The following is a 24547-nucleotide window of genomic DNA, read 5'->3' on the forward strand; positions in this document are numbered from 1 at the left end:
TTAACTTTGTTATTAATCAGATGTTAAAAAAAGAATATAACTATTTGTTTATCAATTATTTATGATTTAACAGAAAAGGTTGTCAACATAAACAAAAATGGTCGTTAAAAACCCGTCAGATCGCCTGTTTCACAAGGTCTGAACCTTGATTATCCGATGTTTTCAGCCATCTAATTTTCAACAGAAAATCAGCAAGGAATTCGTCCGAAAATTCTACAGAATATTCTAGAATGGGAATATGGTGGACCTATTTTCTCTCTGCTGCGACCTTTTCCAATTCACTGTACCAATCCGGTCCAAATTTCCGGATCAAAGCGTCCTTGACAAATCGATAGACGGGCACCTTGAGTTCGGCTCCCAGGGTACAAGCATCGTCACAAATGGGCCACCGATGATAGTTCACTGCTGCAAATTCGCTGTAGTCCTGAACCCTGACCGGATATAAATGGCAGCTGATCGGTTTTCGAAAATCAATTGCACCCGCATTGAAGGCATCCTCAATTCCGCAACTGGCAATTCCGCCTTCCTTAAAGGTCACATAGGCACACTCCTTATCGTTTACTAGTGGAGTTTCCAATTCGTCCAATTGAGAGACGATATGCGTGCCCTGCTCCTCAATCGCTTCTATGCCCTCCGGACGTAGAAATGGCTGAACCTTTGGATAGATCTCCTGCAATGTGCCGACCTCTTCTGACGTCAGAGGTGCACCTGCCTCACCGGCAATGCAACACTCTCCTTTACAGGTACTTAGATTACAAACAAAATCCTTGTCCAACAGGTCCTCGGAGACGATTGTTTTCCCTAATTGAAACATGTAGGCTAAGATACTTGCTTTCTCTTTAGCACGGTGAAAAATTAATGGGATTTAGGTGTTAATGATTGCGGATTTATCTAATTTTGCGCGCTTAAAATTCAAGGTTATGGCATTCGACTTCAAAGAGATACTGACGGCTACCATGGTTTTGTTTGCCGTTATCGACATCATCGGTAATATTCCAATTATCATTTCGCTTCGGGAAAAAGCTGGACACATCCAAAGTGAGAAGGCGTCCATCATTGCCGCAGTTGTCATGATACTGTTTCTTTTTCTGGGGAAGAGCATCCTTAGACTGATCGGTATAGATGTCAGTGAATTTGCGGTAGCTGGAGCGTTTATCCTGTTCTTTATTGCTTTGGAGATGATCCTGGGAATCACCCTTTTCAAGGATGATGGCAGCTCACCGGATATGGCCTCTGTGTTTCCGCTGGCCTTCCCCATGTTGGCCGGACCAGGAAGCTTGACCACTCTACTTTCCCTGCGTGCGGAATACGCTGTAGAAAATGTGATCATTGCCGTACTGATCAATATCATCATCATTTATGTCGTTCTAAAGACCTCAGCCCGTCTGCAAAGCGTATTGGGGAAGAACGGTATCGGGATCATTCGGAAGGTATTCGGTGTAGTTCTTTTGGCGATTGCCGTCAAACTATTCACCTCCAATATTCAGGCCTTGTTTTCGTAAATTTGTAGGCATGAAGATCTTCATTTACGTATTAATGGTTTTGGCCCTTGGACTGATCGTATTTAACGCGACCCTATTAGATTTCGATGGGCTTTTTCAAGGAGATAGCCAGATAGCCATGATCGGTATCCTAGCGGCCGCCTGCGTTTTAGTTCTCTTGACTATTTTGTTGATATCCCGCCGGATCGCGGGCAAGAAATAGGAGTTAGTCGGTTAAACGCTGTCCTTTCAAGGCTTCCACCTCGATGACCTTTTGGATCATGGGGTCGTCCATATTCAAGATTCGTTCATAGGCGTTAGGGCCGTACAACTGCTGAGCTATATTGGCCTTTAAAGCTTGCTTTAGGTCATCGTAATAGGCCGAGATATCAATTCTGGCATCCTCAAAGCGGGAGTAGGCCACAAATTCATCCGCTAGGTCGTCACTTACGGCATAGGTGGTCAGAAACTCTTCCCAACTGAGCCCCTCGAAGGACGCCCTGTTCTTCTCCAAATGTTCAAAGATGAAATAGCTCATAAATCCACTACGAGTGACATAATCCAGTGTTTCATTTTCCACACTGGTATCCTTACCCACAAAGATGTCTGGAGTGATTCCTCCTCCTCCGTAGACCACTTTACCCATAGGTGTTACAAACTTCAGCGAGTCAGCCACCTTGATACTGTCGGCAGAACGCAGCTCTCCATTTCTGTAACGGTCCTCGTACTCCCTGAAATAGGCACCATTACCCTGCCCGTAAGGTCTTTGGATACTTCTGCCCGTGGGCGTGTAATACCTGGCAATGGTCAGACGAACCGCACTTCCGTCACCCAGCGACATCTCTCGTTGAACCAAGCCCTTCCCAAAAGAACGTCTTCCGACTATAGTTCCTTTGTCATTGTCTTGTAAGGCTCCAGCCACGATCTCACTGGCGGAAGCAGAATTCTCATTGATGAGAACATAGATCTCCCCGGTTTCAAAATCGCCACGATCAGAGGCAAAGCTCCTGCTCTCTTCTCCATTTTTATTCCGGGTGATCAACATCAGTTTATCGTCGCTCAGGAATTCGTCAGCGATTTGCTCCGCCGCCGAGATATATCCACCCGGGTTGTTACGCAAATCAAGGATCAATTTCGTGATACCCCTGTCAATTAATTCATCCAAAGCTTCGTGAAACTCGGCATAGGTTGTTTCCGAAAAACGATTGACCTTGATATAACCGATGTCGTCATTTACTTTGTAGGTAGCGTCAACACTCACAAGAGGTACTCGCTTACGCTTGACGGTGAAATCCATTAGATCAGATTCTCCCTTACGATGGACCTTTAATCCCACTTTCGAATTGATTTCCCCTTTCAGATACTTGGAGATGCTATCCCGGTCTATTCCTTCTCCAAAAAGCTTTTTCCCATCGGCAAACAAGATGCGGTCGCCTCCTTTGATCCCAGCGCGCTCTGCCGGTCCTCCTTTTATTGCTCTTATCACCGCAATGGAATCCTGGTACACGTAGAAACTCACTCCAATACCCACGAAATTGCCACGCATATCGTCTGCATTCTCTTCGTATTGGTTAACCGGGATGTAGACCGAATGCGGATCCAGATTCTCCAAAATTCCGTTTACGGTTACATCGACTATACTATCGGTGTTGACCTCATCTACATATTCATAATCGATATAGTCGATCAGCCGGTTGAGCTTATCTTTTTTGGAATTGGTAGCGAATATCTTTTCGGTAGAATCTTTGAAATTGAGCTTAGAACCTATATATACGCCTAAAGCCAGGGCAATACCCAGCATGACAGGAACATATTTCTTCAAATTGCTCATTACCCTAATTCCTCGATCTGACTAACATCTACTCCGGCCTTTCGCAAAAAGTTCAGACCAGAACCATCTTTGTATTGTTCGTGATACACCAGCCGTTTGATCCCGGCCTGATGGATCAGCTTACTACACTCCTTGCAAGGCGATAAGGTGATGTATAATGTCGCCCCTACACATGATTGAGTAGAGGAAGCAACCTTGGAGATTGCGTTTGCCTCTGCGTGCAACACATACCATTTGGTATATCCATCATCGTCCTCACAAATATTCTCAAACCCGGTTGGCGTTCCGTTATATCCGTCGGAGATGATCATCTTATCTTTCACGATCAAAGCTCCAACCTGTCTCCGCTCACAATAAGAGAGTTTACTCCACTCTATGGCCATTCTCAAATAGGCTATGTCGTATTGTCGCTGTTTAGCTTGATTCATATAGTTGATATGTAGCGAAATTAGGTCTTAGTTACAGTTGCTCAATGCAGACCCCTGTTAAATGTTTCTCAAATCCGGATCAGAAGATCCAATTTTCCACCAGCATGGGTAAACAGAGCGCAGTGACAGCCCCTGAAATGAAGATGATCCAGTCTCTTTGGGTCAGCTTGAGGGTTGTTCTGAAAAGAGCAGCAACGATCAAGACAACAAGAACGATGATAACCTGAGCCGTTTCTATTCCCAGGGCAAATTCTAACAAGGGCATGAAGGCCTGCTCGTCATTGATCTGAACAAAATATCTCCCAAACCCAAATCCATGAATCAAGCCAAAGAACAGGGTGACCCCATATATAACGCGCTGATCACTTTCTTGTTTGTCCAATTGGATCAAGGGGAATAAGGCAGCGATAAGGATAGAGACCGGTATTAGAAATTCTATCCAGCTGGAGGAAACACTGAGCCAACCATAATTGGTAATAAGCAGGGACAGGGAGTGCCCTAAAGTAAACAAGGTGACCAGTAGTAGTAATCGCTTCCACTGCGCCACCTGATAAGGTGCCGATAAGGCAACAAGAAACAGAACATGATCGTAGGCATTCCAATCCAGGACATGTTCCAGACCTAATTTAAAGTACAGCCAGAATTCTGACATTCGTTATTCATTTTGGACCTGCTTACAGGTCATCATCAACATACCATCCTCAATAGCTGCCTACCGTTGGGATCTCTACCTGTTCCACCAGATCTGAAGCTTGCAAATTCTTGGCAAATTGTGGCAATTCTATTTCCGGATCTAATTTATAATCTACCCAACCCGTTGCCGTACTACGGATCAATTCAAGCCCGTTAGCGGCTTCAAAGCCACGGATCGCATCCGGCTCAGAACCACTAACGAACTTGATTGTCAAAGTGCCTTTTTCTACCAGGAATTTATCGGCTCCATTTTCGGAAATCTGGTACCAATCACCATCCACCTTCTGATATTGCTTCCCGTTAAAATCTATAGTTCCGGAACAAGAAAACAAGCTAAAAAGTAGGAGCACAACTAAAAACCCCGATAGATCGGACTTCAAAAACGTCATAGTTGCCGTCCTTTAATTCTTTACAAATTTCTTGACGATGGAATCTCCTCCGGAAGTAACCCTGATGAGGTAAACACCAGAAGACAGATCCTGAACATCCAAAGTGGCTGTATTGCCTGAAATTCTGGAAGGTCGGATATTGTCCCGCACTACCTGTCCGTTCAAGGCCGTGATACCAATCTGGACACCGTCTCCCATTTGAACTGGCAGCCTTAGGTCCAGGACATCATTGGCCGGGTTTGGGCTCAGGATGATACCTTCCAGGCCGTTTGAGCTGGCGAGTCCGAGGGTTTGTGCTGCCATATCTACAGCCGCCTTGGCATTGATCCTTCCATAACCCAATTGACGGGAGTGACCTGGATCGTCTTTGTTCCAATCGTAGTCATATCCTCCAACCTTGTCTGCAGTTTCCTTAAGAATTTCCTTTACTTCTTCAGGGGTCAGATCAGGATTTACAGAGAGCATAAGTGCAATAACCCCGCTGGCAATTGGTGAGGCAAAGGAGGTACCGTCACTGGTTCCATAGTCCGAACCGGATACCAATTGTGTACTCCAGATAGAAACACCTGGAGCGGAAATAAATAGCTGAGGGCCATGGTTGGAAAAACCTGCTCGGAAATCATTCTGATTGGTTGCACCAATTGCCCAAACATTTTCAAGATTGCCCGGAAATCCAACAGAATTCGTTGAACCATTATTCCCGGAGGCATTCACAATGATCACCCCAAAGTCGTTGTAAGCCAACTCAACAGCATCGATAATGGCCTGGCTGGTTCCCACGGTCAAACTTAATTGAACCTGGCGAGCTCCGATCTCGGCAGCATAAAGGATAGCGTCGTCTAGAACAGAGCCATTTGGACCAGTAATCCCTACGGCACAAGGAAGCAATTTAGCTCCTTCACTATTCCATCCTCCGGCAACACCGGAAATACCTTCATCATTGTTTGTTTTAGCCGCTACGATTCCCGAAACATGGGTCCCGTGAAAGAATTGATTCCCTTGCTGGTCCTGGCGTGCGTCATTCCAATTATTGGAAAAGTTCCATCCCTTCCAATCGTCGATCAGTCCGTTGCCATCGTCATCTATGCCATTTCCGGTAGAAGGATCGTTCGGATCTGCCCAGGCATCCTCGCCAGGGTTCAGGAAAATATTACTATGAGAATCTTCTCCCATTCCCAGGTCCTGGTGAATCCAATCCACACCAGAATCAAGAATGGCTACAGCGATGGATGGATCACCCGTAGTGACATCCCAGGCTTCTTCGATATCGATATCCGCATCATTGTCTTGCATTAAGTGCCAGGAATTCGGGAATAAGGCATCATCCGGAATTAATGTGTAATAACCAATGGTCGGGAACTCCAGTTGAGACACCACTTGTTGTCCTTGTAATTGCTGGGCCTTTTGAAAAGGATCTGTGCCCTCCGCTATCTGGTAGTCTACCCAACCTGTGATGGCCTTTCGCAAGCGAGTGAGCTCATTGTTCTGTTCGAAAGCCGTGATGGCATCATCAGTGGCTCTCTGGTCAATTTTAATGCTAATGGTATTTTCCACTAAGGGGAAATCCATACCGTTCTCACCGCTCATATGCCATTGATTATTGATCATTCGGTAGGTGTTGCCCTGAAAGCTTACAGTCTGGGCTATGGCAGAGCCAAAAACAAGTATGAAAAGCGAGATAAATAGTGTAATTGTTTTTTTCATAATACGGTTTGATAGGTTCTAATTCGAGTAGTGTTAGTTCAAATTTTTCTAATGAAATCTACGCAAGGTAGTAATCTTTTGGTACTTCTATGTTAAACCTTATTGGGTCATCGCTATTTATTGGCAATGCTATGATTACTATTTAGGCTGAGGCCATTATATCGAGGTAGTCACTAGCCCAACTGATTCATTCCTTGAATAAAAATGGCCAGGCACAAGCCATATTTTTACTAAATTAAGACTCTGTTTAAATGAACAACACCTCTCTCTAACTGCACCAATTATGAATGCCGACCAAAACAAAAAAGACAATTTCATGAAAATTGTCGATATACTTATTCGCTTGGGCTTTCTAGCTTTACTGGTTGCCTGGTGCTTTCAAATTCTGACTCCTTTTGCCGGTGTCATCTTGTGGGGAATCATCCTCGCGATAGCTATGTACCCAGTTCATCAATCCCTAGAGAAGAGATTTAAGGGCAGGAAAAAAATGGGCTCCACAGTTTTGGTCCTGATAGGACTTATAATCATCATCATACCCACTTGGTTGTTTGTCGATTCCATCATAGTGGGATTGACGGACCTCGGTTCGGATTTCAATTCCGGTAATCTGACCATCCCACCTCCAGACCCAGCCATTGCCGATTGGCCTCTGATAGGGGAGGATCTGCACAGAATATGGGGCGAAGCTTCACAAAGCATTGAAAATCTGTTGACCAAATACCGGGAGCAATTGCTCGTATTTGGGCAGGCAATTTTTGATGGGATCAAAAGTATTGGTGGAAGTTTAGTGACCTTTATTCTGGCCGTTATCATTGCAGGTGCCTTGCTATCCAGTGATTACGCCCAGGTTCAGGGAAGGAAATTCTTTAAGCGTCTGGTTGGAGAACGAGGAGACGAGTTCATCGAAATCACGGCCAATACAGTTGGTAATGTAGTCAAGGGCGTAATTGGTGTTGCTATCATCCAGGCTTTCCTAGTTGGCTTAGGTCTTCTAGGCGCAGGCGTACCCTATGCTGGTGTCTGGACTCTTGCTGTACTCATTCTGGCCATACTACAATTGCCAGTCATGGTCATTGTCATTTTTCCGATCATCATGATTTTCAATTCCATGGAAACTTTGCCGGCCGTATTATGGACGGTCTACCTGTTTGCCGCAGGACTATCTGACACACCTTTGAAGGCCATTTTCTTAGGGAAGGGTGCTGCAGTACCCATGCTGGTGATCTTTTTAGGGGTAATCGGCGGGTTTATCATGTCTGGCTTCATTGGTTTATTTACGGGAGCCATCGTGGTCTCACTTGGATATACCCTTTTCACCACCTGGCTCAATGCAGGAGATAGTGCGGAAGAAGAAAGACTGCCTGACCCTGCACCCGAGACAGAATAATTTCTTTGTGGTTGGATGATCCCTGAAAATTTGCTAAGTTAGGGGTGAATACATTCATTATCAACGTTTAAACCAATCCTATGCGAACATTTTCATTTTTACTGCTGATCGTATTTATGATTGGTGGCACAAGCCATTTCTGTGCTCAAACCTTCACCATGGGCAAAAAATGCCGGGCGGCTTTAGAAGAAGCCGAAACCGCGGTGGCAGATGATATGCCAGAACAGGCATTGACCCTATTCGACCAATTCTCCTCCAAATGTAAGACCAAGGATGCCAAGGAACGAGCTGCAATTGGTAAGGCCCAGGCCTACAACGCCCTGCAGCTTTACCCCTCTGCAATCGCTGAAGCAGATAAGGCCCTGGATGTAACCAAGGGAAAAAGTCTGGAGGGTCACTTTCAGAAAGCCATTGCCCTAAACAGGTCTGGCGATATACAGGGGTCGAAGAAAGAACTGAAGGCGGTGATGGAACTGACCGAAAACAATGAGAACACAGCTCAACGTGCTTCAAATTACGCCGTAATGGCCGCTATTTACGAACGCCAGTTAAAGCAGGTTGATTCTGCTGAATACTACCTCGATAAAGCCAGGGAACTAGACCCTAACAATGTCAATTTTGTGATTCAGGAGGGCGATATGTATGTAGGGATGGAAGACTATGATAAAGCCTATAGGATGTATGATCAGGCCGCCGATATGCAACCTGCTTCATTAGAAGTGTATGTCGCCCGCAGTGAAGCTCGCTTAATTCAGATGCGGCAGAAATACGGGACAGACCAGGCTCAGGCACTTCGAAAAAAAATGACTCCCACAGAAAATCAAGCACTCTGCTCAGATCTGAAAAAAGCTGTTTCCCTGGGATGGAATGATATGAACAAAGAACTATTCATCGCATTGGTTTGCGACTAACCATTGACTAAACATGAAAAAAGCAAGAATATATCTGTTAGCCGCCCTGGTACTGGTAGGATGCGGCACATTGAACAAGCAGCAAAAAGGAACCATAGCCGGAAGTGCAGGAGGCGCTCTTTTGGGAGCAGCGGTATCCAAGGGTAGTGTATGGGGTATATTGATCGGAGCCGCCGTAGGGGGAACCGCAGGAAATCTGATCGGAAAAAAGATGGACCAGCAGGCCCGGGAATTGACCCAAGCCGTACCCACCGCAGAAGTAAGCCGAGTAAGTGAGGGCATCAATGTGACCTTCGATTCCAGCGTGGCCTTCCAAATCAACTCGGCCGAATTGAACCAGGATTACAAGGATGATCTACAAAGGGTAGCTGCTGTTTTCCAGAAATATCCGGACACCAACATACTAATTGAAGGCCATACAGACGATTCCGGACCTGCGGAGTTCAATATGAAGTTGTCCGAACAGCGGGCCAAATCGGTAGCGACTTATCTTGCTGCAAATGGAGTTGACACTTCCAGATTGACCCAAAAATGGTATGGGGAAGAGCAACCTAAATATCCTAATGACGAAGCGAACAGAGCCAAGAACAGACGAGTAGAACTTGCGATCTACGCCAATGATGACATGAAAGAAGCCGCCAAGACAGGAAATCTTGACTGATCGCTTATTGGTTCGCTACCGTTAGCTCCATGGGTTTGATTCGGCGTAAGCCTTTAATTCTGGCCTGACCCTCGACCTCTAATTTGGTATAGGGAGTTGTGGGAAACACCAATTCTGTCATTACTCGTTGCCCTTGGTTTACAAAGAGCTCGACGGATGAGGCATCCAAGTATAACTCGATACGTTCAACTTGCAGCTCATCGAGATCCAATTTGTGGATGGCCGCAAATCCTTCTTCAAAATCGGAAATTCCCGCTTTTGTTCTATCGAACAGCAGTTGCCCATCCGTGAGTTGAATCTGAATTTTTTCGTTCGAATCATTGGACAGCGTAAACAAGCAATCTCCATTCACTTGAAAATCGACGTAGGAAGCTGGTCCAAGTTCTTCTTTAGCTATCTCAGCACCGAGCAACTGTTCTGCTTCCTGTACAACGGTAGAATGGACCCGGAAGCTATCCCCTTCACGATGCAAGCTCAGGGAGCGTGGTAAGGTCATAGCGCTTCGCCAACTTGCCGTAGGAACTAGCTGGGCATATTGCCAATTGCTCATCCATCCAATGAACAGGATTCTATCGTCCGGATTATCACTCCAGGTTACACCGGCATAATTATCCGCCCCATGATCCAACCAAACTGCCTTCTCAAGTTCACCCTCCTGTGCGGGACGCGGTAGCAGATTTTGTTCGAATGCCGTATCCAGAGTAAAGGCATTTCCATTAAACTCACCGATAAAATACTGAGTCGCAGAACCACCTTGTGGCCCTCCAGGGTTAATGCTGACCAGCAAAACCCAGCGCTGTTCGTCTGATCCTTCAACCTGCATCGGAATGAGATCAGGACATTCCCAAACACCACCGTGTGAACCCCATTCCAGACCAAAATCACTTTCCTTGTTCCAGTCGAGGAGATTTTCAGACGAATAAAAACTAATGTGGTCTGCCACAGCCAAGGTCATGATCCATCGTTGGCTAGGCTCATGCCAGCGAACCTTTGGATCCCGGAAGTCGCGGATCCCAGGATTGGGCAAAACGGGATTACCTTCGTACTTGATCCATTCTCGTCCACCATCCAGGCTATATGCTATTCCCTGGTACTGAAAATCTAAGGCATCGGTCTCCGCTGCTTCTGGTTCGTGGTAAGTGAAAATGGCAATCAATGCCGGGTTCTCTTCCGAACCTAAACCACTGGTATTCTTCCAATCGACCACCGCACTTCCAGAGAAGATATAACCCAGGCTGTCCGGATAAAGCGCTATTGGTAGGTGTTCCCAATTGACCATATCGCTGGAAACCGCATGCCCCCAGTGCATCGGGCCCCAAACAATGTCATCCGGGTAGTATTGATAGAACAAATGATACTCCCCCTTGTAATAGACCATTCCGTTGGGATCGTTCATCCACTTCTCTTGAGGCGTAAAATGATATAATGGGCGATAGTCCTCCATGCCTGTAACTGTTTCTTCAATCTCGGGTTGAATATTGTTTTTACATGAAATTCCCACAAGAATCAAAAGCAGACAAATGTATCGCATTATCAGTAGTTTTATAATCTTAATATACGTATACTCAGAGAACTTTATAAACACACATCCGATAAGAAATTCGTATTTTACCTAATCATGGTTCGGGTCCAATTTACCATCAACAAGATCAAGATCTGATCACAATACCAACTAAAAAAATGAATCGACAATTAACTCACCCGCTACTACTGATATATTTCTTGCTGTTAGTGGCTTGCTCAGAAAAAGAAAGTCAAACCCCGGTAGAAGTCTCTGCTAGTTTAGTTCCTGCCACCTATCAGGACCTGGTGGACCTCTTTCACCAGTGGCGAGAATTCGAAGAGCCACCACTTTACCAGGGTGCTCCGGATTATCGGGCGATAACCTTTGAAGAACGACAAGCAGATTTCCTTGAACTACAGAATCGTTTGAAGCGAATGGATACCACCGGCTGGAGTGTCCCACAACAAGTAGATTGGACCATTGTATGGGCAGAGATGAATGGCTATGATTTCAACCACCGGATTCTCAAACCATGGGAGCGAGATCCGGCTTATTATAAGACGGTATGGACCTATAAAAGCGATGTGCCGGCTCATGAAGGACCCACCCATCATGCCACCCTCGAACTCTGGACCTACCAATTACCCCTTTCTCCCTCAGAGAGGGAACGCATGCTGGAAGATCTCAGTGTAATTCCTCCACTGAACGAGCAAGCTAAAGTGAACCTAACCGGAAATGCACGAGACCTATGGATAACTGGAATCAGGGATATAAAGGGACAAAGTACAGTGCTCAGTGAGCTGCTTGCCCGAGAAGATATTCGATCTGATAAGGAGTTGGCGATGGCATTAGAACAGGCAATAACATCAACTGACGAGTTAAGCAATTGGTTAGAGCAGGAATCTGCCTCCAAGGATGGTCCATCTGGTATAGGTAAAGAAAATTACAGTTGGTATTTACAGAATGTTCACCTGGTCCCTTTGAGCTGGGAGGACGAGGTCATGATCCTAAGAAGAGAATTGGCCAGAGCTTGGACAGCTTTAAAGTTGGAAGAACATAAAAACAGGGACTTGCCACAATTGGTTGCGGCTGATTCTCCTGAGGCCTATGACCAAATGGCCAATAAGGCAGCCGAAAACCTGTTGACCTTTCTGGACCAACAGGACATCGTGACCGTTAAGCCTTATTTCGAGCTGGCATTAAGAGCACATTTGGGGGAATATATCCCTGAGGAGCAGCGTAATTTTTTCTACATCGGGGAACATTTCGATCCCAGGCCGCTTTATTCTCATTTTTACCACTGGTTCGAGTTGGCACGCATGGAAAACGAGCCGCATGCCAGTGAGATCAGGAGAGGACCATTACTCTACAACATCTTTGATTCCAGGAATGAAGGTACAGCAACAGCAGTTGAAGAAATGTTCCTTCAAGCCGGTCTCTATGAAGACAGTCCCCGGAGTAAGGAGATCGTCTATATCATGATCGCACAACGGGCAGCTCGCGGGCTAGGATCACTTTATGCCCATGCCAATCTGATGAATATGGAGGAAGCGGGAGGAATACACTCAGAATTTACCCCAAGAGGCTGGATGAAGACGGAAAAAGAGTTGTTGATCTTCGAACAGCACCTCTACCTGAGACAACCGGGTTATGGCACAAGCTACATCACCGGTAAATACCTGCTCGAAGAAGCTATGGCTGCCTATGGCTTGCAATTGGAGACCCAAGGTAAAGCCTTTGCAGCCCGAGATTTTTTCGACACCTTGAACTCCATTGGAAACATACCTATCTCCCTTGGTCAATGGGAAATGACAGGCATCAAACAGAATCAATTAGCACCGCCCGATCCAACAGTCAAAAAAGACTAATTGAAAGAAGAAATACGTCTTGGTCTGGGAGAGAATTGGAAACAATTTACCCTGCTGGTCATCATCAATGCATTTGTTGGTGGAATGGTCGGGCTGGAGCGATCCATCTTCCCCGAATTTGCAGAGACCCAATTTGGGGTAGAATCCAAGACAGCTATACTTTCGTTCATTACCGCCTTTGGAATAACCAAGGCTTTGGCCAACTACTATACCGGGAAACTCGCAAATCAATACGGGCGTAAGAAGTTGTTGCTTTATGGATGGCTGATTGCTATTCCCGTGCCGATAATCTTGATATACGCCCCAACTTGGTCTTGGGTGATCGCAGCCAATATGCTTCTTGGTATAAGTCAAGGATTGACCTGGAGCAGTACTGTCGTTATGAAGATAGACCTTGTTGGAGAAAAGGACCGGGGCCTGGCCATGGGCCTGAATGAGTTTGCCGGTTACTTTGCCGTTGGCATGATGGCCTTTATATCAGGTTATGTAGCCAATAGATACGGCATAACACCCTACCCCTTCTATCTGGGAATTGGAATAGCTGTGACCGGATTCCTCCTCAGCTGGTTATGGGTAAATGACACCCGTAAATTTGTGGATAAGGAGAGTCAAACGGATAGTTCAGAATCCATGACAAATGTCTTCCGCGAAACTACATTCACTCACAGGACTTTGAGTTCGGTTACCCAGGCTGGTTTAGTAAATAACCTCAACGATGGTATGATCTGGGGACTGCTACCCATTCTTTTGGCATCATTGAGTTTCAATACTGAGAATATAGGATTAATAGCAGCAATCTATCCCACAGTTTGGGGAATCGGACAATTATTTACCGGGAAGATGTCAGATCACTTTTCTAAAAAAGGAATGCTTTTCTGGGGTATGTTATTTCAAGGGATCGCAATTATGATTCTTCCCTTTACAGATGATCTCTACCTTCTGATAGGCCTATCTGCATTACTGGGTTTGGGAACAGCTCTGGTCTATCCCACATTCTTGGCAACCATTGCCCAGGTTGCAAGCCCTAGTCAACGTGCCGAAAGCATCGGCACCTTCCGGTTGTGGCGAGATCTGGGTTATGCTTTTGGGGCCGTGATCTCCGGTATTACCGCCGATCTTTTTGGTATTACGGCAGCTGTTCTCCTTATCGGGATAATTACCATTATCTCCTCCCTGATCATCAAATTCAGGATGCCTTTAAACCTAAGCAAATAAAAAAGCGGCCGGAAGGCCGCTTAATCTAGATTTGTTATTCACTCTTTATTACAGATCGAATCGATCCAGGTTCATCACCTTGTCCCAAGCCGAGACAAAGTCATTGAGGAATTTCCCTTTAGAATCTGAGCAAGCGTAAACTTCTGCCAGAGCCCGTAGTTCTGAATTTGACCCAAAGATCAGGTCTACTCGTGTTCCGGTCCATTTCTTAGCACCCGTCCGTCTGTCACGACCCTCAAAGATCTCGTCATCTTGTGTGGTTGCAGACCAGCTGGTTCCCAGGTCCAACAAATTCGTGAAGAAATCGTTAGTCAGGCTTCCTTTTCGATCAGTGAAGACACCGTGGTCGGAATTGTCGAAGTTGGTACCCAACACGCGTAACCCTCCTACCAATACGGTCATTTCTGGTGCGGTCAGGGTCAACAATTGAGCCCTGTCTACAAGCAGTTCTTCGGTTGAGGCCTTGTATTTCACTCTTAGATAGTTTCTAAATCCATCAGCTCCCGGTTGCAGAGCTGCAAATGAGTCAGCATCGGTATGCTCATCTGTAGCATCAGTTCGACCTGGTGTAAAAGGAACTGATACTGATTCTCCTGCATTTCTGGCAGCTTGTTCTACTCCAGCACATCCACCAAGCACGATCAGATCGGCCATGGAAACTTGCTTGCCGCCAGTATTGGCATTAAAATCAGACTGAATCTGAGCTAGCGTATCCAATACCTTGGCCAACTGGGTTGGGTTGTTTACCTCCCAATCGTTCTGCGGTGCAAGTCGAATTCGTCCACCGTTAGCACCACCACGCTTATCAGAACCGCGGAATGTAGAGGCTGAGGCCCAGGCAGCAGATACCAATTCAGAAACACCAAGCCCTGACGCCAGTATTTCATCTTTAAGTGAAGCAACATCTTTCTCGTCGATCATTTCATAATCCGCTGCTGGTATGGGATCTTGCCAGATCAACTCTTCAGATGGCACCTCAGATCCCAGATAAAGGGATTTTGGACCCATATCCCTGTGAGTCAATTTAAACCATGCACGTGCAAAAGCATCGGCAAACTCGTCCGGGTTCTCATGAAATCTGCGAGATATTTTCTCGTAGGCAGGATCCATTCTCAATGCAAGATCTGTGGTCAACATCATGGGTTGGTGACGAACACTTGGATCGTGAGCATCCGGCACACTATTGGCTCCCGCCTGACCTTTGGGCTTCCATTGATGAGCCCCCGCTGGGCTTTTGGTCAGTTCCCATTCGTAATCGAACAGATTCTCAAAGAAGTTATTGCTCCACTGTATCGGAGTCTTGGTCCAGGCACCTTCCAGACCACTTGTGATGGTATCCCCGGCATTACCGCTACCAAAACTGTTACTCCAGCCCATACTTTGTTCTACGATAGTCGCTCCAGCCGGTTCGGCAGAAACATACTTATCCGGATCTGCAGCACCGTGGGTCTTTCCAAAAGTATGACCTCCGGCGATCAATGCTACGGTCTCCTCGTCGTTCATGGCCATTCGACCAAAGGTCTCACGAATGTCGCGAGCTGCTGCCAGTGGATCAGGATTTCCATTTGGCCCTTCCGGGTTAACGTAGATAAGTCCCATTTGGACAGCACCGAGTGGGTTCTCAAGATCTCGATCTCCACTGTAGCGCTTATCATCCAGCCATTCACCTTCAGAACCCCAATAAATATCTTCTTCCGGTTCCCAGACATCTTCACGTCCTCCACCAAATCCGAAGGTTTTGAAGCCCATGGATTCCAGTGCAGCATTCCCTGCTAATATCATCAGGTCTGCCCAGGATAGTTTCCGGCCGTATTTCTGCTTGATGGGCCACAACAATAAACGAGCTTTGTCGAGGTTGGCGTTATCCGGCCAGCTGTTCAGTGGAGCGAAACGCTGAGTTCCGGCTCCACCACCACCACGTCCATCCGCAATACGGTAAGTCCCGGCACTGTGCCAGGCCATGCGAATGAAGAAGGGTCCATAATGACCGTAATCTGCCGGCCACCAGTCCTGGGAATCTGTCATCAGGTCATACAGGTCCTGTTTTACAGCTGCTAGATCAAGTGATTTAAATTCCTCGGCATAGTCATAGTCTTCTCCCATGGGGTCTACAAGAGCTGAATGCTGACGCAGAATATTTAAATTTAACTGATTGGGCCACCAGTCGCGATTAGATGTTCCTCCGCCTGCTCCATGCTTGACCACATTGCTGGAGAAAGGGCATTTTCCTCCTCCGCCATTTACGTGATGTCCGTTGTTGTCCATTATATATGTGATTTTTTTTCGATTGGAACCCAAATTTACGAGTAAGAGAGCCTGTATCCACCCAGGTTTAATTCGTTATGCTTATTTACTTATTTGAACTACTTATCACTCCCAACCCAACAGACCATTCATCCGGAATGAGGATTAACAAGTTTTGTTAAATGTAGATTATGGTTGGTCTGATTTCTTTAATTTCAAATGCAACTAAACCAGAATACATGAAAGCGATCAAATTTGTAATTCTATCGTCCCTTTTTCTTTCAGCATCTCTTCTCCAAGCCCAAAACCAGTTGAAGCCAGCAGACGGTTATTCACACGACATTGGGATAATGATCAATATGATGGAGGATCTCAGGACGCGGATAACGGCACAAGTAAAGGATCTTGACCAAGAAGAGACAGATTTTCTTTTCGACGATAATGCCAATAGTGTTGGCGCACTGATCATGCACCTGATCGCAACGGAACTCTATTACCTAGTGCAGACCCTGGAGGGTCGAGACTGGAGCGAAGAAGAGAGTGACCTCTACATGGAAGCGGGGAGTCTGGGGCCTCGTGCCAGGGAGAAATATAAGGGTAAGCCTATCTCCTATTACCTGCAGAAATGGGAAGAGGTCAGAATGAAAAGCTTGGAAGGACTCAAGAAAAAGGACGATGCCTGGTTCAGTACCGATATTGATGAAGGCATCAACAACCACTATGTCTGGTATCACGTTATGGAGCACTCTGCCAACCATATGGGGCAAATTGCATTGGTAAAAAACAGAATGAACAAGCGTGAGGATTGATGAGTAAAACTTACCATGTACTCAATGGAGATGCTTTAAAGGATCGATTCCCGGCGGAGATTGAAGGTAGTATCATTGTTGCAAGAGAGTGCTTGGTGGATGGTGATGTGTCTGGGGACAACCTGCAGGCCTTCTATAAGAATCGCGCTCACTTCATAACACAGGCATACGGAGACTACTCCAAAGAAGAATACACACAGGATACGGTCTCGGAATTTGAGAAGATCCGTACGCTACCTGAGGGTTCTAAAGTCTATCTCTGGTTTGAGGATGATCTTTTCTGCCAGGTCAATTTTTGGTTTGTTTGCTTTTTACTATCAGCTAATCCAAATATCACCACCGCCCAATTGGTTCGACCAAAACTCCATACTCAGTATGGCTTTGCTGGACTCTCCAACACTCAATTGATAGAGATCCATAAAGAGCCTGTTGAACTGGACAACTTGGATGCGATAGCCCTGCTTTGGACTCATTATCAATCTGGAGATCAGGACAAGCTTCTGGCTGTTGGAAGGTCATTGAATGCGAATTATCCCTTCATCCTGAGAGCCGTTCAAGCTCACCTGGAACGGATTCCCTCTGATGATGACCCCGGCAGACCCATGCGTACCCTTGCGAACATTATGACGGATCTTAATGCCGAAGACTTTGGGTCCGTATTTCAGGAGTTCAACAAGCGGGAAAGTATTTATGGATTTGGGGACCTTCAGGTGAAGCGGATGTATGATAAGAGAGTGAGGAGTGAAGATTGAAGAATCAAAAGAACAATATTACTCCTATTATGGACTTGCAGAGCGCAAGCCGCAATTGATACATTCTACCTTGGGGCATCATTCCCCGCCCGGAACAAATTAGTTCCTCTTTCCTGAAGTCCAAAGCAAATTTCGATACATCAAAGACTATTCAAGAATAGAGCGGTCTGATTTCAAGAAAGATCACTTGGATTCCAGGACCTGCCAAAAGCTTCACTCCTCACTATTCACCCTTCACGAAAAAAGCGAGCTCTCAGGAAAAGTGGGATTCTTTACCTACGGCAAAGGGCCCACAAGCGGGGCTCGTGAAAGACCCAAAAAAACAAACGCTTAACGCCTTAAAACAAAAAAGCGAGCTTTCTTGTTTTAAGATCGCTCGCATTTGTACCCTTTATTGGGTCTTTAAGTACCGAAGGTGGGACTCGAACCCACACGAGATTGCTCTCATTGGATTTTGAATCCAACGTGTCTACCAATTCCACCACTTCGGCGGGGGTGGCAAAAGTAAACAATAAATTCAAAAAATGTTAGTAAAAGCCGCTGCCTTTTCCCTAAATAAAGAAGGAGAGTTTTAAATTTGCACCCAACAGATACTCTTTCACATGTCGGCACCGATTCCTGAACCAAAAATTTTTGCCTGTAAACAAAGCCAGGCCTTAGCAGAAGACATTGCCAAATCCTTTGGCATTCCTCTCGGAAATGTAATCACTTCCACCTACAGCGATGGTGAATTCCAACCTTCGTTTGAGGAATCCGTTCGTGGGGCAAGGGTTTTCATTATTGGGTCCACCTTTCCGAACAGCGATCACCTGATGGAAATGCTGTTGATGCTGGATGCCGCAAAGCGCGCCTCTGCCAGGCATATTACAGCAGTACTGCCCTATTTCGGTTGGGCAAGACAGGACAGAAAAGACAAACCCAGGGTACCTATTGCAGCTAAATTAGTGGCTAAAATGTTGGAAACAGCTGGTGCCACACGGATAATTACCATGGACCTGCATGCTGATCAGATTCAAGGTTTCTTTGAAAAACCAGTTGACCACTTATTTGGGTCTACTATCTTCCTACCCTATCTGAAAAACCTGAATTTGGACAACCTGACCATAGCCTCACCAGACATGGGAGGATCCAAGCGAGCATATGCCTATTCCAAAGCCATGGCAAGCGACGTAGTGATCTGCTACAAACAGCGAGCTAAGGCCAATGTGATCTCCCATATGGAGTTGATCGGGGACGTCAGCGGTAAGAATGTTGTCTTGGTGGACGACATGGTAGACACGGCGGGCACACTGACCAAGGCGGCCGATCTTATGATGGAAAGAGGAGCGCTTAGCGTAAGGGCTATTTGTACTCACCCCATACTTTCTGGCAACGCCTATGAGAAGCTGGAAAATTCGAAATTGGAAGAATTGATCGTTACAGATTCCATTCCGGCTAGTCAAAGCCATCCCAAACTAAAGGTGTTGAGCTGTGCCGATCTCTTTGCCGATGTGATGAGAAGGGTAAATGAGAACCACTCTATTTCCTCTAAATTTCTGATGTAAACCCAGAGTCTACAAGGAATTCCGGTATTTAAAAAACTTTATAAACCTTTCGGTTAGCTGCAAAAAAAATTGCACCTTTGCAGCCGCTTAATGTTTAAGCGCTTTAATTCAAATAATTACGATGAAATCGATTACAATTAACGGATCTCAAAGAGAAAGCGTGGGCAAGGTTGCGACCAAGGCCTTACGTAATGCTGGGAAGGTTCCTTGTGTTGTCTATGGAGGCGATGCACCGATCCACTTTTCGGCAGATGAGCTGGCGTTCAAGGACCTGGTGTACACTCCAAACGTGCACACGGTTGTGATCGCCTTAGAGGACGGTACTTCTGTGCCATGTGTCCTTCAAGACATTCAATTTCACCCGGTAACTGACCGCATCCTGCACGTAGATTTTTACCAGATCTTCGACGATAAGGAGGTAACCATGTACATTCCTGTTAAACTGAACGGGAACGCTAAAGGGGTACGAAACGGAGGTGTTCTTCGTATCGTTAACCGTAAACTGCGAGTTAAGGCTCTTCCAGGTGACCTGCCTGATTTTATTGAGGCTGATATCACCAAAATGAAGATTGGAAGCAAGATGTACATCACCGCTGTAGATCAAGATAAATTCACCATCATGCACCCTGACAACACGGTTATTTGTCAAGTGAGAACCTCCCGAACAGCTATTGCTGAAGAAGAAGAGGAAGAAGAAGGTGAAGAAGGAGCAGAAGGAGCAGAAGGAGCAGAAGGTGCTGAGGCGCCAGCCGAGGCTGCAGCCGAAGCCCCTGCCGACGAATAGAACAACAACACATCTGGTGTTTGAAAAGCATCCCGCTAATCGGGATGCTTTTTTTATTTTTACTATTGAAACCCAAAGGAAATGCTGTCCTTCATCAAATCGTTATTCTCCGGTGATCAACAGGTCAGCACTAATCCTGACCCTATGAAGAAATTCCTGATCGCAGGCCTAGGCAATATCGGCCCCAAATACCACGATACACGTCACAATATAGGATTCAGTATTTTGGATCATCTGGCAAGCGAAAATGATCTCACCTGGGAGACGCGTAAGCTCGGAGATCTAACCGTATACAAGAAAAAAGGTCGCAGTTTTATTCTGCTAAAGCCCAGCACCTTTATGAATTTAAGTGGCAAAGCCATCAAATACTGGATGACCAAAGAGAAAATTCCAGCCGAAAACCTACTCGTAGTGACAGACGATCTCAATTTACCTTTTGGGACCTTACGGATCAAAAAGAAGGGAAGCGATGGAGGTCATAACGGCCTAAAGGATATCCAACAACAATTACAAACGACCCAATACAATCGATTTAGGTTTGGAATTAGCTCGGATTTTGGTCAAGGGCAACAGGTCAATTATGTACTTGGAAAATGGTCGGACGAAGAAAGGGAACAGTTGCCGGAGCGACTCCATAAAAGCGTACAGGCCATCGAATCTTTTGGCCTGGCCGGAATTACAGAAACCATGAATCAATTCAACGGCAAATAGCGTGAAGCAGTATTCGTCGGCCAAAGAATATAAGAACGATACGGGTTGTGTGCTGACCATTGGGACATTTGACGGTGTTCACATTGGCCACCAGACCATTTTGAAAAGAGTAATAGATACTGCTCGCGAAGCTGGTTTGGATTCTGCCTTACTTACCTTTTTTCCTCATCCCAGGATGGTTTTACAAAAAGAAAGCGACATCCGTTTGCTCAGTACGCTGGAAGAGAAAAAGAAGCAGTTGCAAGCACTTGGGCTTGATCACCTGATCATTCAACCCTTTACAAAAGAATTTTCCAGACTGGATGCAGAAGAATACGTAACCGATATCCTTGTTGGACAATTAAATGCAGCTAAGATCATCATTGGGTATGACCACCGTTTTGGCAAACAGCGAGGAGCGGATATTGAGGATCTAAAACGATATGGCGATCAACTTGGATTTGAGGTCATAGAGATCGATGCCCAGGAAATAGAGGACGTGGCCGTCAGCTCTACCAAAGTGCGAAATGCCCTGCTGGCCGGTGATATGGAAACTGCCAACAACTATCTGGGCTACAATTATCCAATACGGGGAGAGGTTGTTCGTGGAAAGGGCCTCGGAGGTCCACAACTGAACTATCCAACGGCTAATCTTCATGTAGCAGAGAGCTACAAACTTATACCCGCCAAAGGCGTATATATCGTGAAGTCCCGATTAAAGGGAAAGACTGTCTACGGTATTACAAATATAGGCACTAACCCCACCGTTGGAGGCCAGGATCTGTCTATCGAAACGCATTTCCTGGATATAGAAGCAGATCTTTACGGAAGTGAGCTCAAGCTAGCGTTCCTGCATTATATCAGGCAGGAAGAAACCTTTGCTGATCTCGGGCAATTGAAAGCGGCGATCAGAGCGGACGAGGAATATGCCAGGAAATACCTAAGCACCCATGGATAGGTTACTTTTTAAGCAGGTAGACAGTGTTGGGTTGGTCCTCTGGCGAATAGCATTTGGACTCTTGATCGCGACCGAAGGTTTTGGTGCAATCGCTACCGGATGGGTCAAGCGGGTTATGATCGAACCTCAATTCACCTTTAATTTTATTGGCTTTGAATTCCTACAGCCCTTACCTGGAAACGGGATGTATTTCTATTTCGCCTTGATGGGAGTTTTCGGATTGTTGGTCATGGTAGGATACAAATACCGGTTCAGCATGCTGATGTATGCTCTTATGTGGTCTGGTGTATACCTCATGCAGAAGACCTCCTACAACAACCACTATTACCTGATGATGTTGTTGTGTTGGTTAATGGTCCTTTTACCGGCAAACAGATATGCCTCCCTGGATAGTAAGCTAAATCCGGAGATCAAAAGTCTTTCGGTTCCCAGATGGGCCTACGTGATTCCAATTGCCTTGATCTGGATCGTGTATACCTATGCCAGTATCGCCAAGATATACCCTGACTGGCTGGACGGAACAACCACCAGGTTATTTATGCAGGCCAAGCAAAACTATAAGGTGATCGGACCTCTACTACAAAAGGAGTGGTTGCATCACGCCATGGCCTATGTGGGTATCTTCTTTGATCTTTTGATCGTACCCATGCTTCTATGGAAAAGAACCCGAATGTTGGGGTTTGTACTCTCTCTGGTGTTCCACTTGTTCAATTCTGTGGTATTTCGGATCGGAATCTTCCCCTATATGTCCATAGCATTTTCGTTCTTCTTCTTTAGTTCCGAAACACTGATCAAGAGATTTATGCCGAAAAAACCCTTATACCAAGGATTTGAGATCAAAGTCCCATCATACAAACCGCTACTGGTCTGGGGGTTTGGCATCTTTATGCTTGTCATGGTCGCTCTTCCATTAAGGCATTGGTTCTTTCAGGATCATGTGCTGTGGAATGAAGAAGGGCATCGGCTAGCCTGGAGAATGATGTTGCGTACTCGCAACGGCCAACTGATATATTATGTGATCGATAAAGAAAGTGGTCAACGAACGGTATTTCAGCACGAAGAACTCTTGACCAAAAAACAACGACGTTCCATGCGAACCAAGCCGGATATGATCTGGCAACTGGCTCAGCGCATACACGAAATCGAGCTTCAGGGTGGGCGTGATGTGGAAGTCAAAGTTATCTCCCGGGTGAAAGTGAATGACAGAAAGTACTATGATTTCATTGACCCTGAGATTGACCTGGCGGCTGTTCCCTGGGAACATTTTAGTCATAGTGATTGGGTACTGCCTTCACCGGAAGGATTCATGGACAGGCCAGAAAAGAGGGAATCAAAAAAAGGATCCGAATAATCATTTAAGGGCTCATTATCTTTGATAAGGTGCCGGGGCTGCTTAACTTTGTGCCCTTAAACTGCTTGGTATGTTACAGGTACACCAAATCCGCGAAAAAAAGGATGAATTCTTAGCTGCATTGGCCAAAAGAGGTATGGATGCTAAAGAAGAGCTAGAGCTAATTCTTAAGACCGATGAAAAAAGGCGATCTACCCAGGCAGAGCTGGATGAAACCCTTGCGAAATTGAACAAATTCTCCAAAGAGATCGGACAATTGTTCAAATCGGGTCAGGCGGAATTGGCCAACGAAATGAAAGAGCAAACCACTGCTCTGAAGGAAGCATCCAAAGAACTTCAAAACACCTTGGGTGATGCCTCTAAAGAGTTGGAGGAATTGCTTTATGGCATACCGAATATTCCCTACGAACTTGTTCCAACTGGAAGTAACGAAGAGGATAACGAAGAGATATTCCGGGAAGGAGACATCCCACAACTGGAAGATAATGCTCTACCTCATTGGGAACTTGCGAAAAAATACGATCTCATCGATTTCGAGCTTGGGGTGAAGGTGACCGGAGCCGGTTTTCCCGTCTACAAAGGAAAAGGAGCCCGTCTGCAACGTGCTTTGATCAGTTATTTCCTGAATAAGAACACTAGTGCGGGATATACAGAGTATCAAGTTCCTCATCTGGTTAATGAGGCCTCAGGATATGGTACGGGTCAACTTCCGGACAAGGAAGGGCAGATGTATCATGTGACCAATGAGGATCTATACCTTATCCCAACCGCGGAAGTACCCGTGACTAATTTGTTTCGAGGAGACTTACTCAACCATACCGATCTACCTATTCTATGTACTGGGTATACCCCATGTTTCCGGAGAGAAGCCGGGAGTTATGGTGCCCATGTCCGAGGCCTGAACAGATTGCATCAATTTGACAAGGTCGAAATAGTTCGGCTGGAAGAAGCCCAAAACAGCTATGCAGCACTGGATGGAATGGTAGATCATGTAAAGGAGATCCTCAGGGAACTTAAATTGCCTTATCGTATTCTTCGCCTCTGTGGAGGAGATCTGGGATTTGCTGCAGCTATGACCTACGATTTCGAAGTGTTTTCTACGGCCCAGGATCGCTGGTTGGAGATCTCTTCAGTTTCCAATTTTGAGACCTTCCAGTCCAATCGCCTGAAACTACGATACAAGGATGCAGATGGAAAAAAACAACTGGTTCACACCTTGAACGGGAGTTCCCTGGCATTACCTCGTGTTTTGGCCGGAATCTTAGAAAATTACCAGGATGCCGATGGTATAAAAATTCCCGAAGTCCTGGTACCCTATTGCGGCTTCGATCGGATCGACTAAG

Annotated in this window: 23 protein-coding genes and 1 tRNA gene; 15 read left to right on the plus strand and 9 right to left on the minus strand. The window is 45.9% G+C overall.

Features of this window, described 5'->3' with window-relative positions:
* Window positions 1–247: 247 nt before the first annotated feature.
* On the minus strand, window positions 248–814 hold the full coding sequence (locus BST85_RS10300) for a DUF3109 family protein (protein WP_104813161.1): 567 nt from the start codon (window positions 812–814) through the stop codon (window positions 248–250).
* 106 nt (window positions 815–920) lie between these two features.
* Here BST85_RS10300 and BST85_RS10305 point away from each other — a divergent pair, with 106 nt between their 5' ends.
* Both BST85_RS10305 and BST85_RS10310 read left to right on the plus strand, forming a co-directional pair.
* A complete protein-coding gene (locus tag BST85_RS10305; protein WP_104813987.1) occupies window positions 921–1502 on the plus strand; it encodes a MarC family protein in 582 nt (193 codons plus the stop codon).
* 10 nt (window positions 1503–1512) lie between these two features.
* Window positions 1513–1704 (plus strand): hypothetical protein, encoded by a 192-nt coding sequence (locus tag BST85_RS10310; protein ID WP_104813162.1) that lies wholly within the window; start codon window positions 1513–1515, stop codon window positions 1702–1704.
* 3 nt (window positions 1705–1707) lie between these two features.
* Here BST85_RS10310 and BST85_RS10315 read toward each other — a convergent pair whose 3' ends face one another.
* The 5 genes from BST85_RS10315 to BST85_RS10335 all read right to left on the minus strand — a co-directional run bounded on the left by BST85_RS10315 (window position 1708) and on the right by BST85_RS10335 (window position 6526).
* Window positions 1708–3312, minus strand: coding sequence for a S41 family peptidase (locus BST85_RS10315; RefSeq protein WP_104813163.1), 1605 nt, complete (start codon window positions 3310–3312; stop codon window positions 1708–1710).
* The gene (locus tag BST85_RS10320) at window positions 3312–3740 is read right to left on the minus strand and encodes a deoxycytidylate deaminase (protein WP_104813164.1); all 429 of its coding nucleotides are present in this window, start codon (window positions 3738–3740) and stop codon (window positions 3312–3314) included. Before BST85_RS10320 ends, BST85_RS10315 begins: the two co-directional genes overlap by 1 nt.
* Window positions 3741–3819: 79 nt before the next feature.
* The gene (locus BST85_RS10325) at window positions 3820–4392 is read right to left on the minus strand and encodes a HupE/UreJ family protein (protein ID WP_104813165.1); all 573 of its coding nucleotides are present in this window, start codon (window positions 4390–4392) and stop codon (window positions 3820–3822) included.
* A gap of 49 nt (window positions 4393–4441) precedes the next feature.
* Complete coding sequence (locus BST85_RS10330; RefSeq protein ID WP_181040005.1) at window positions 4442–4813, minus strand: hypothetical protein; 372 nt, start codon at window positions 4811–4813, stop codon at window positions 4442–4444.
* Between the two features lie 21 nt (window positions 4814–4834).
* Window positions 4835–6526, minus strand: coding sequence for a S8/S53 family peptidase (locus BST85_RS10335; protein WP_104813167.1), 1692 nt, complete (start codon window positions 6524–6526; stop codon window positions 4835–4837).
* A gap of 316 nt (window positions 6527–6842) precedes the next feature.
* Between BST85_RS10335 and BST85_RS10340 the strand changes: the two genes are divergently transcribed.
* From BST85_RS10340 to BST85_RS10350, 3 genes are all read left to right on the plus strand, one after another.
* The gene (locus tag BST85_RS10340) at window positions 6843–7913 is read left to right on the plus strand and encodes an AI-2E family transporter (RefSeq protein WP_219842119.1); all 1071 of its coding nucleotides are present in this window, start codon (window positions 6843–6845) and stop codon (window positions 7911–7913) included.
* Between the two features lie 80 nt (window positions 7914–7993).
* Window positions 7994–8824, plus strand: coding sequence for a tetratricopeptide repeat protein (locus BST85_RS10345; protein ID WP_104813169.1), 831 nt, complete (start codon window positions 7994–7996; stop codon window positions 8822–8824).
* A gap of 13 nt (window positions 8825–8837) precedes the next feature.
* Window positions 8838–9485 (plus strand): YiaD family glycine zipper/OmpA-like lipoprotein, encoded by a 648-nt coding sequence (locus BST85_RS10350; protein ID WP_104813170.1) that lies wholly within the window; start codon window positions 8838–8840, stop codon window positions 9483–9485.
* A gap of 4 nt (window positions 9486–9489) precedes the next feature.
* On the opposite strand, the gene BST85_RS10355 is transcribed toward BST85_RS10350, so the two are convergent.
* Window positions 9490–11016: a glycoside hydrolase family 32 protein gene (locus BST85_RS10355; RefSeq protein ID WP_104813171.1), complete on the minus strand. Its 1527-nt coding sequence runs from the start codon at window positions 11014–11016 to the stop codon at window positions 9490–9492.
* A gap of 149 nt (window positions 11017–11165) precedes the next feature.
* Here BST85_RS10355 and BST85_RS10360 point away from each other — a divergent pair, with 149 nt between their 5' ends.
* Window positions 11166–12857: a hypothetical protein gene (locus tag BST85_RS10360; RefSeq protein ID WP_104813172.1), complete on the plus strand. Its 1692-nt coding sequence runs from the start codon at window positions 11166–11168 to the stop codon at window positions 12855–12857.
* Entirely contained in the window at window positions 12858–14072 is a 1215-nt protein-coding gene (locus BST85_RS10365; RefSeq protein ID WP_245917679.1) for an MFS transporter, read from the plus strand. It begins immediately after the preceding gene.
* A 48-nt stretch (window positions 14073–14120) separates the two neighbouring features.
* Here BST85_RS10365 and katG read toward each other — a convergent pair whose 3' ends face one another.
* Window positions 14121–16337 (minus strand): catalase/peroxidase HPI, encoded by a 2217-nt coding sequence (katG, locus tag BST85_RS10370; RefSeq protein WP_104813173.1) that lies wholly within the window; start codon window positions 16335–16337, stop codon window positions 14121–14123.
* A 218-nt stretch (window positions 16338–16555) separates the two neighbouring features.
* Between katG and BST85_RS10375 the strand changes: the two genes are divergently transcribed.
* Both BST85_RS10375 and BST85_RS10380 read left to right on the plus strand, forming a co-directional pair.
* Complete coding sequence (locus BST85_RS10375; protein WP_104813174.1) at window positions 16556–17125, plus strand: mycothiol transferase; 570 nt, start codon at window positions 16556–16558, stop codon at window positions 17123–17125.
* Entirely contained in the window at window positions 17125–17877 is a 753-nt protein-coding gene (locus BST85_RS10380; protein WP_104813175.1) for a DUF1835 domain-containing protein, read from the plus strand. The genes BST85_RS10375 and BST85_RS10380 overlap by 1 nt, the downstream gene beginning before the upstream one ends.
* A gap of 407 nt (window positions 17878–18284) precedes the next feature.
* Here the strand turns inward: BST85_RS10380 and BST85_RS10385 are convergent.
* Window positions 18285–18368: transfer RNA gene (locus BST85_RS10385), tRNA-Leu, on the minus strand.
* A gap of 111 nt (window positions 18369–18479) precedes the next feature.
* Here BST85_RS10385 and BST85_RS10390 point away from each other — a divergent pair.
* From BST85_RS10390 to serS, 6 genes are all read left to right on the plus strand, one after another.
* The gene (locus tag BST85_RS10390; protein WP_104813176.1) at window positions 18480–19421 is read left to right on the plus strand and encodes a ribose-phosphate pyrophosphokinase; all 942 of its coding nucleotides are present in this window, start codon (window positions 18480–18482) and stop codon (window positions 19419–19421) included.
* Between the two features lie 121 nt (window positions 19422–19542).
* Window positions 19543–20205, plus strand: a complete 663-nt coding sequence (locus BST85_RS10395) for a 50S ribosomal protein L25/general stress protein Ctc (protein WP_104813177.1) — start codon at window positions 19543–19545, stop codon at window positions 20203–20205.
* 81 nt (window positions 20206–20286) lie between these two features.
* Window positions 20287–20916: an aminoacyl-tRNA hydrolase gene (pth, locus tag BST85_RS10400; protein WP_104813178.1), complete on the plus strand. Its 630-nt coding sequence runs from the start codon at window positions 20287–20289 to the stop codon at window positions 20914–20916.
* Between the two features lies 1 nt (window position 20917).
* Entirely contained in the window at window positions 20918–21853 is a 936-nt protein-coding gene (locus BST85_RS10405; RefSeq protein WP_104813179.1) for a bifunctional riboflavin kinase/FAD synthetase, read from the plus strand.
* Entirely contained in the window at window positions 21846–23204 is a 1359-nt protein-coding gene (locus BST85_RS10410; RefSeq protein ID WP_104813180.1) for an HTTM domain-containing protein, read from the plus strand. The genes BST85_RS10405 and BST85_RS10410 overlap by 8 nt, the downstream gene beginning before the upstream one ends.
* Before the next feature lie 70 nt (window positions 23205–23274).
* The gene (gene serS / locus BST85_RS10415; protein ID WP_104813181.1) at window positions 23275–24546 is read left to right on the plus strand and encodes a serine--tRNA ligase; all 1272 of its coding nucleotides are present in this window, start codon (window positions 23275–23277) and stop codon (window positions 24544–24546) included.
* Window position 24547 lies beyond the last annotated feature (1 nt).

Source organism: Aureitalea marina (genome assembly GCF_002943755.1).
Taxonomy (GTDB): Bacteria; Bacteroidota; Bacteroidia; order Flavobacteriales; family Flavobacteriaceae; genus Aureitalea; species Aureitalea marina.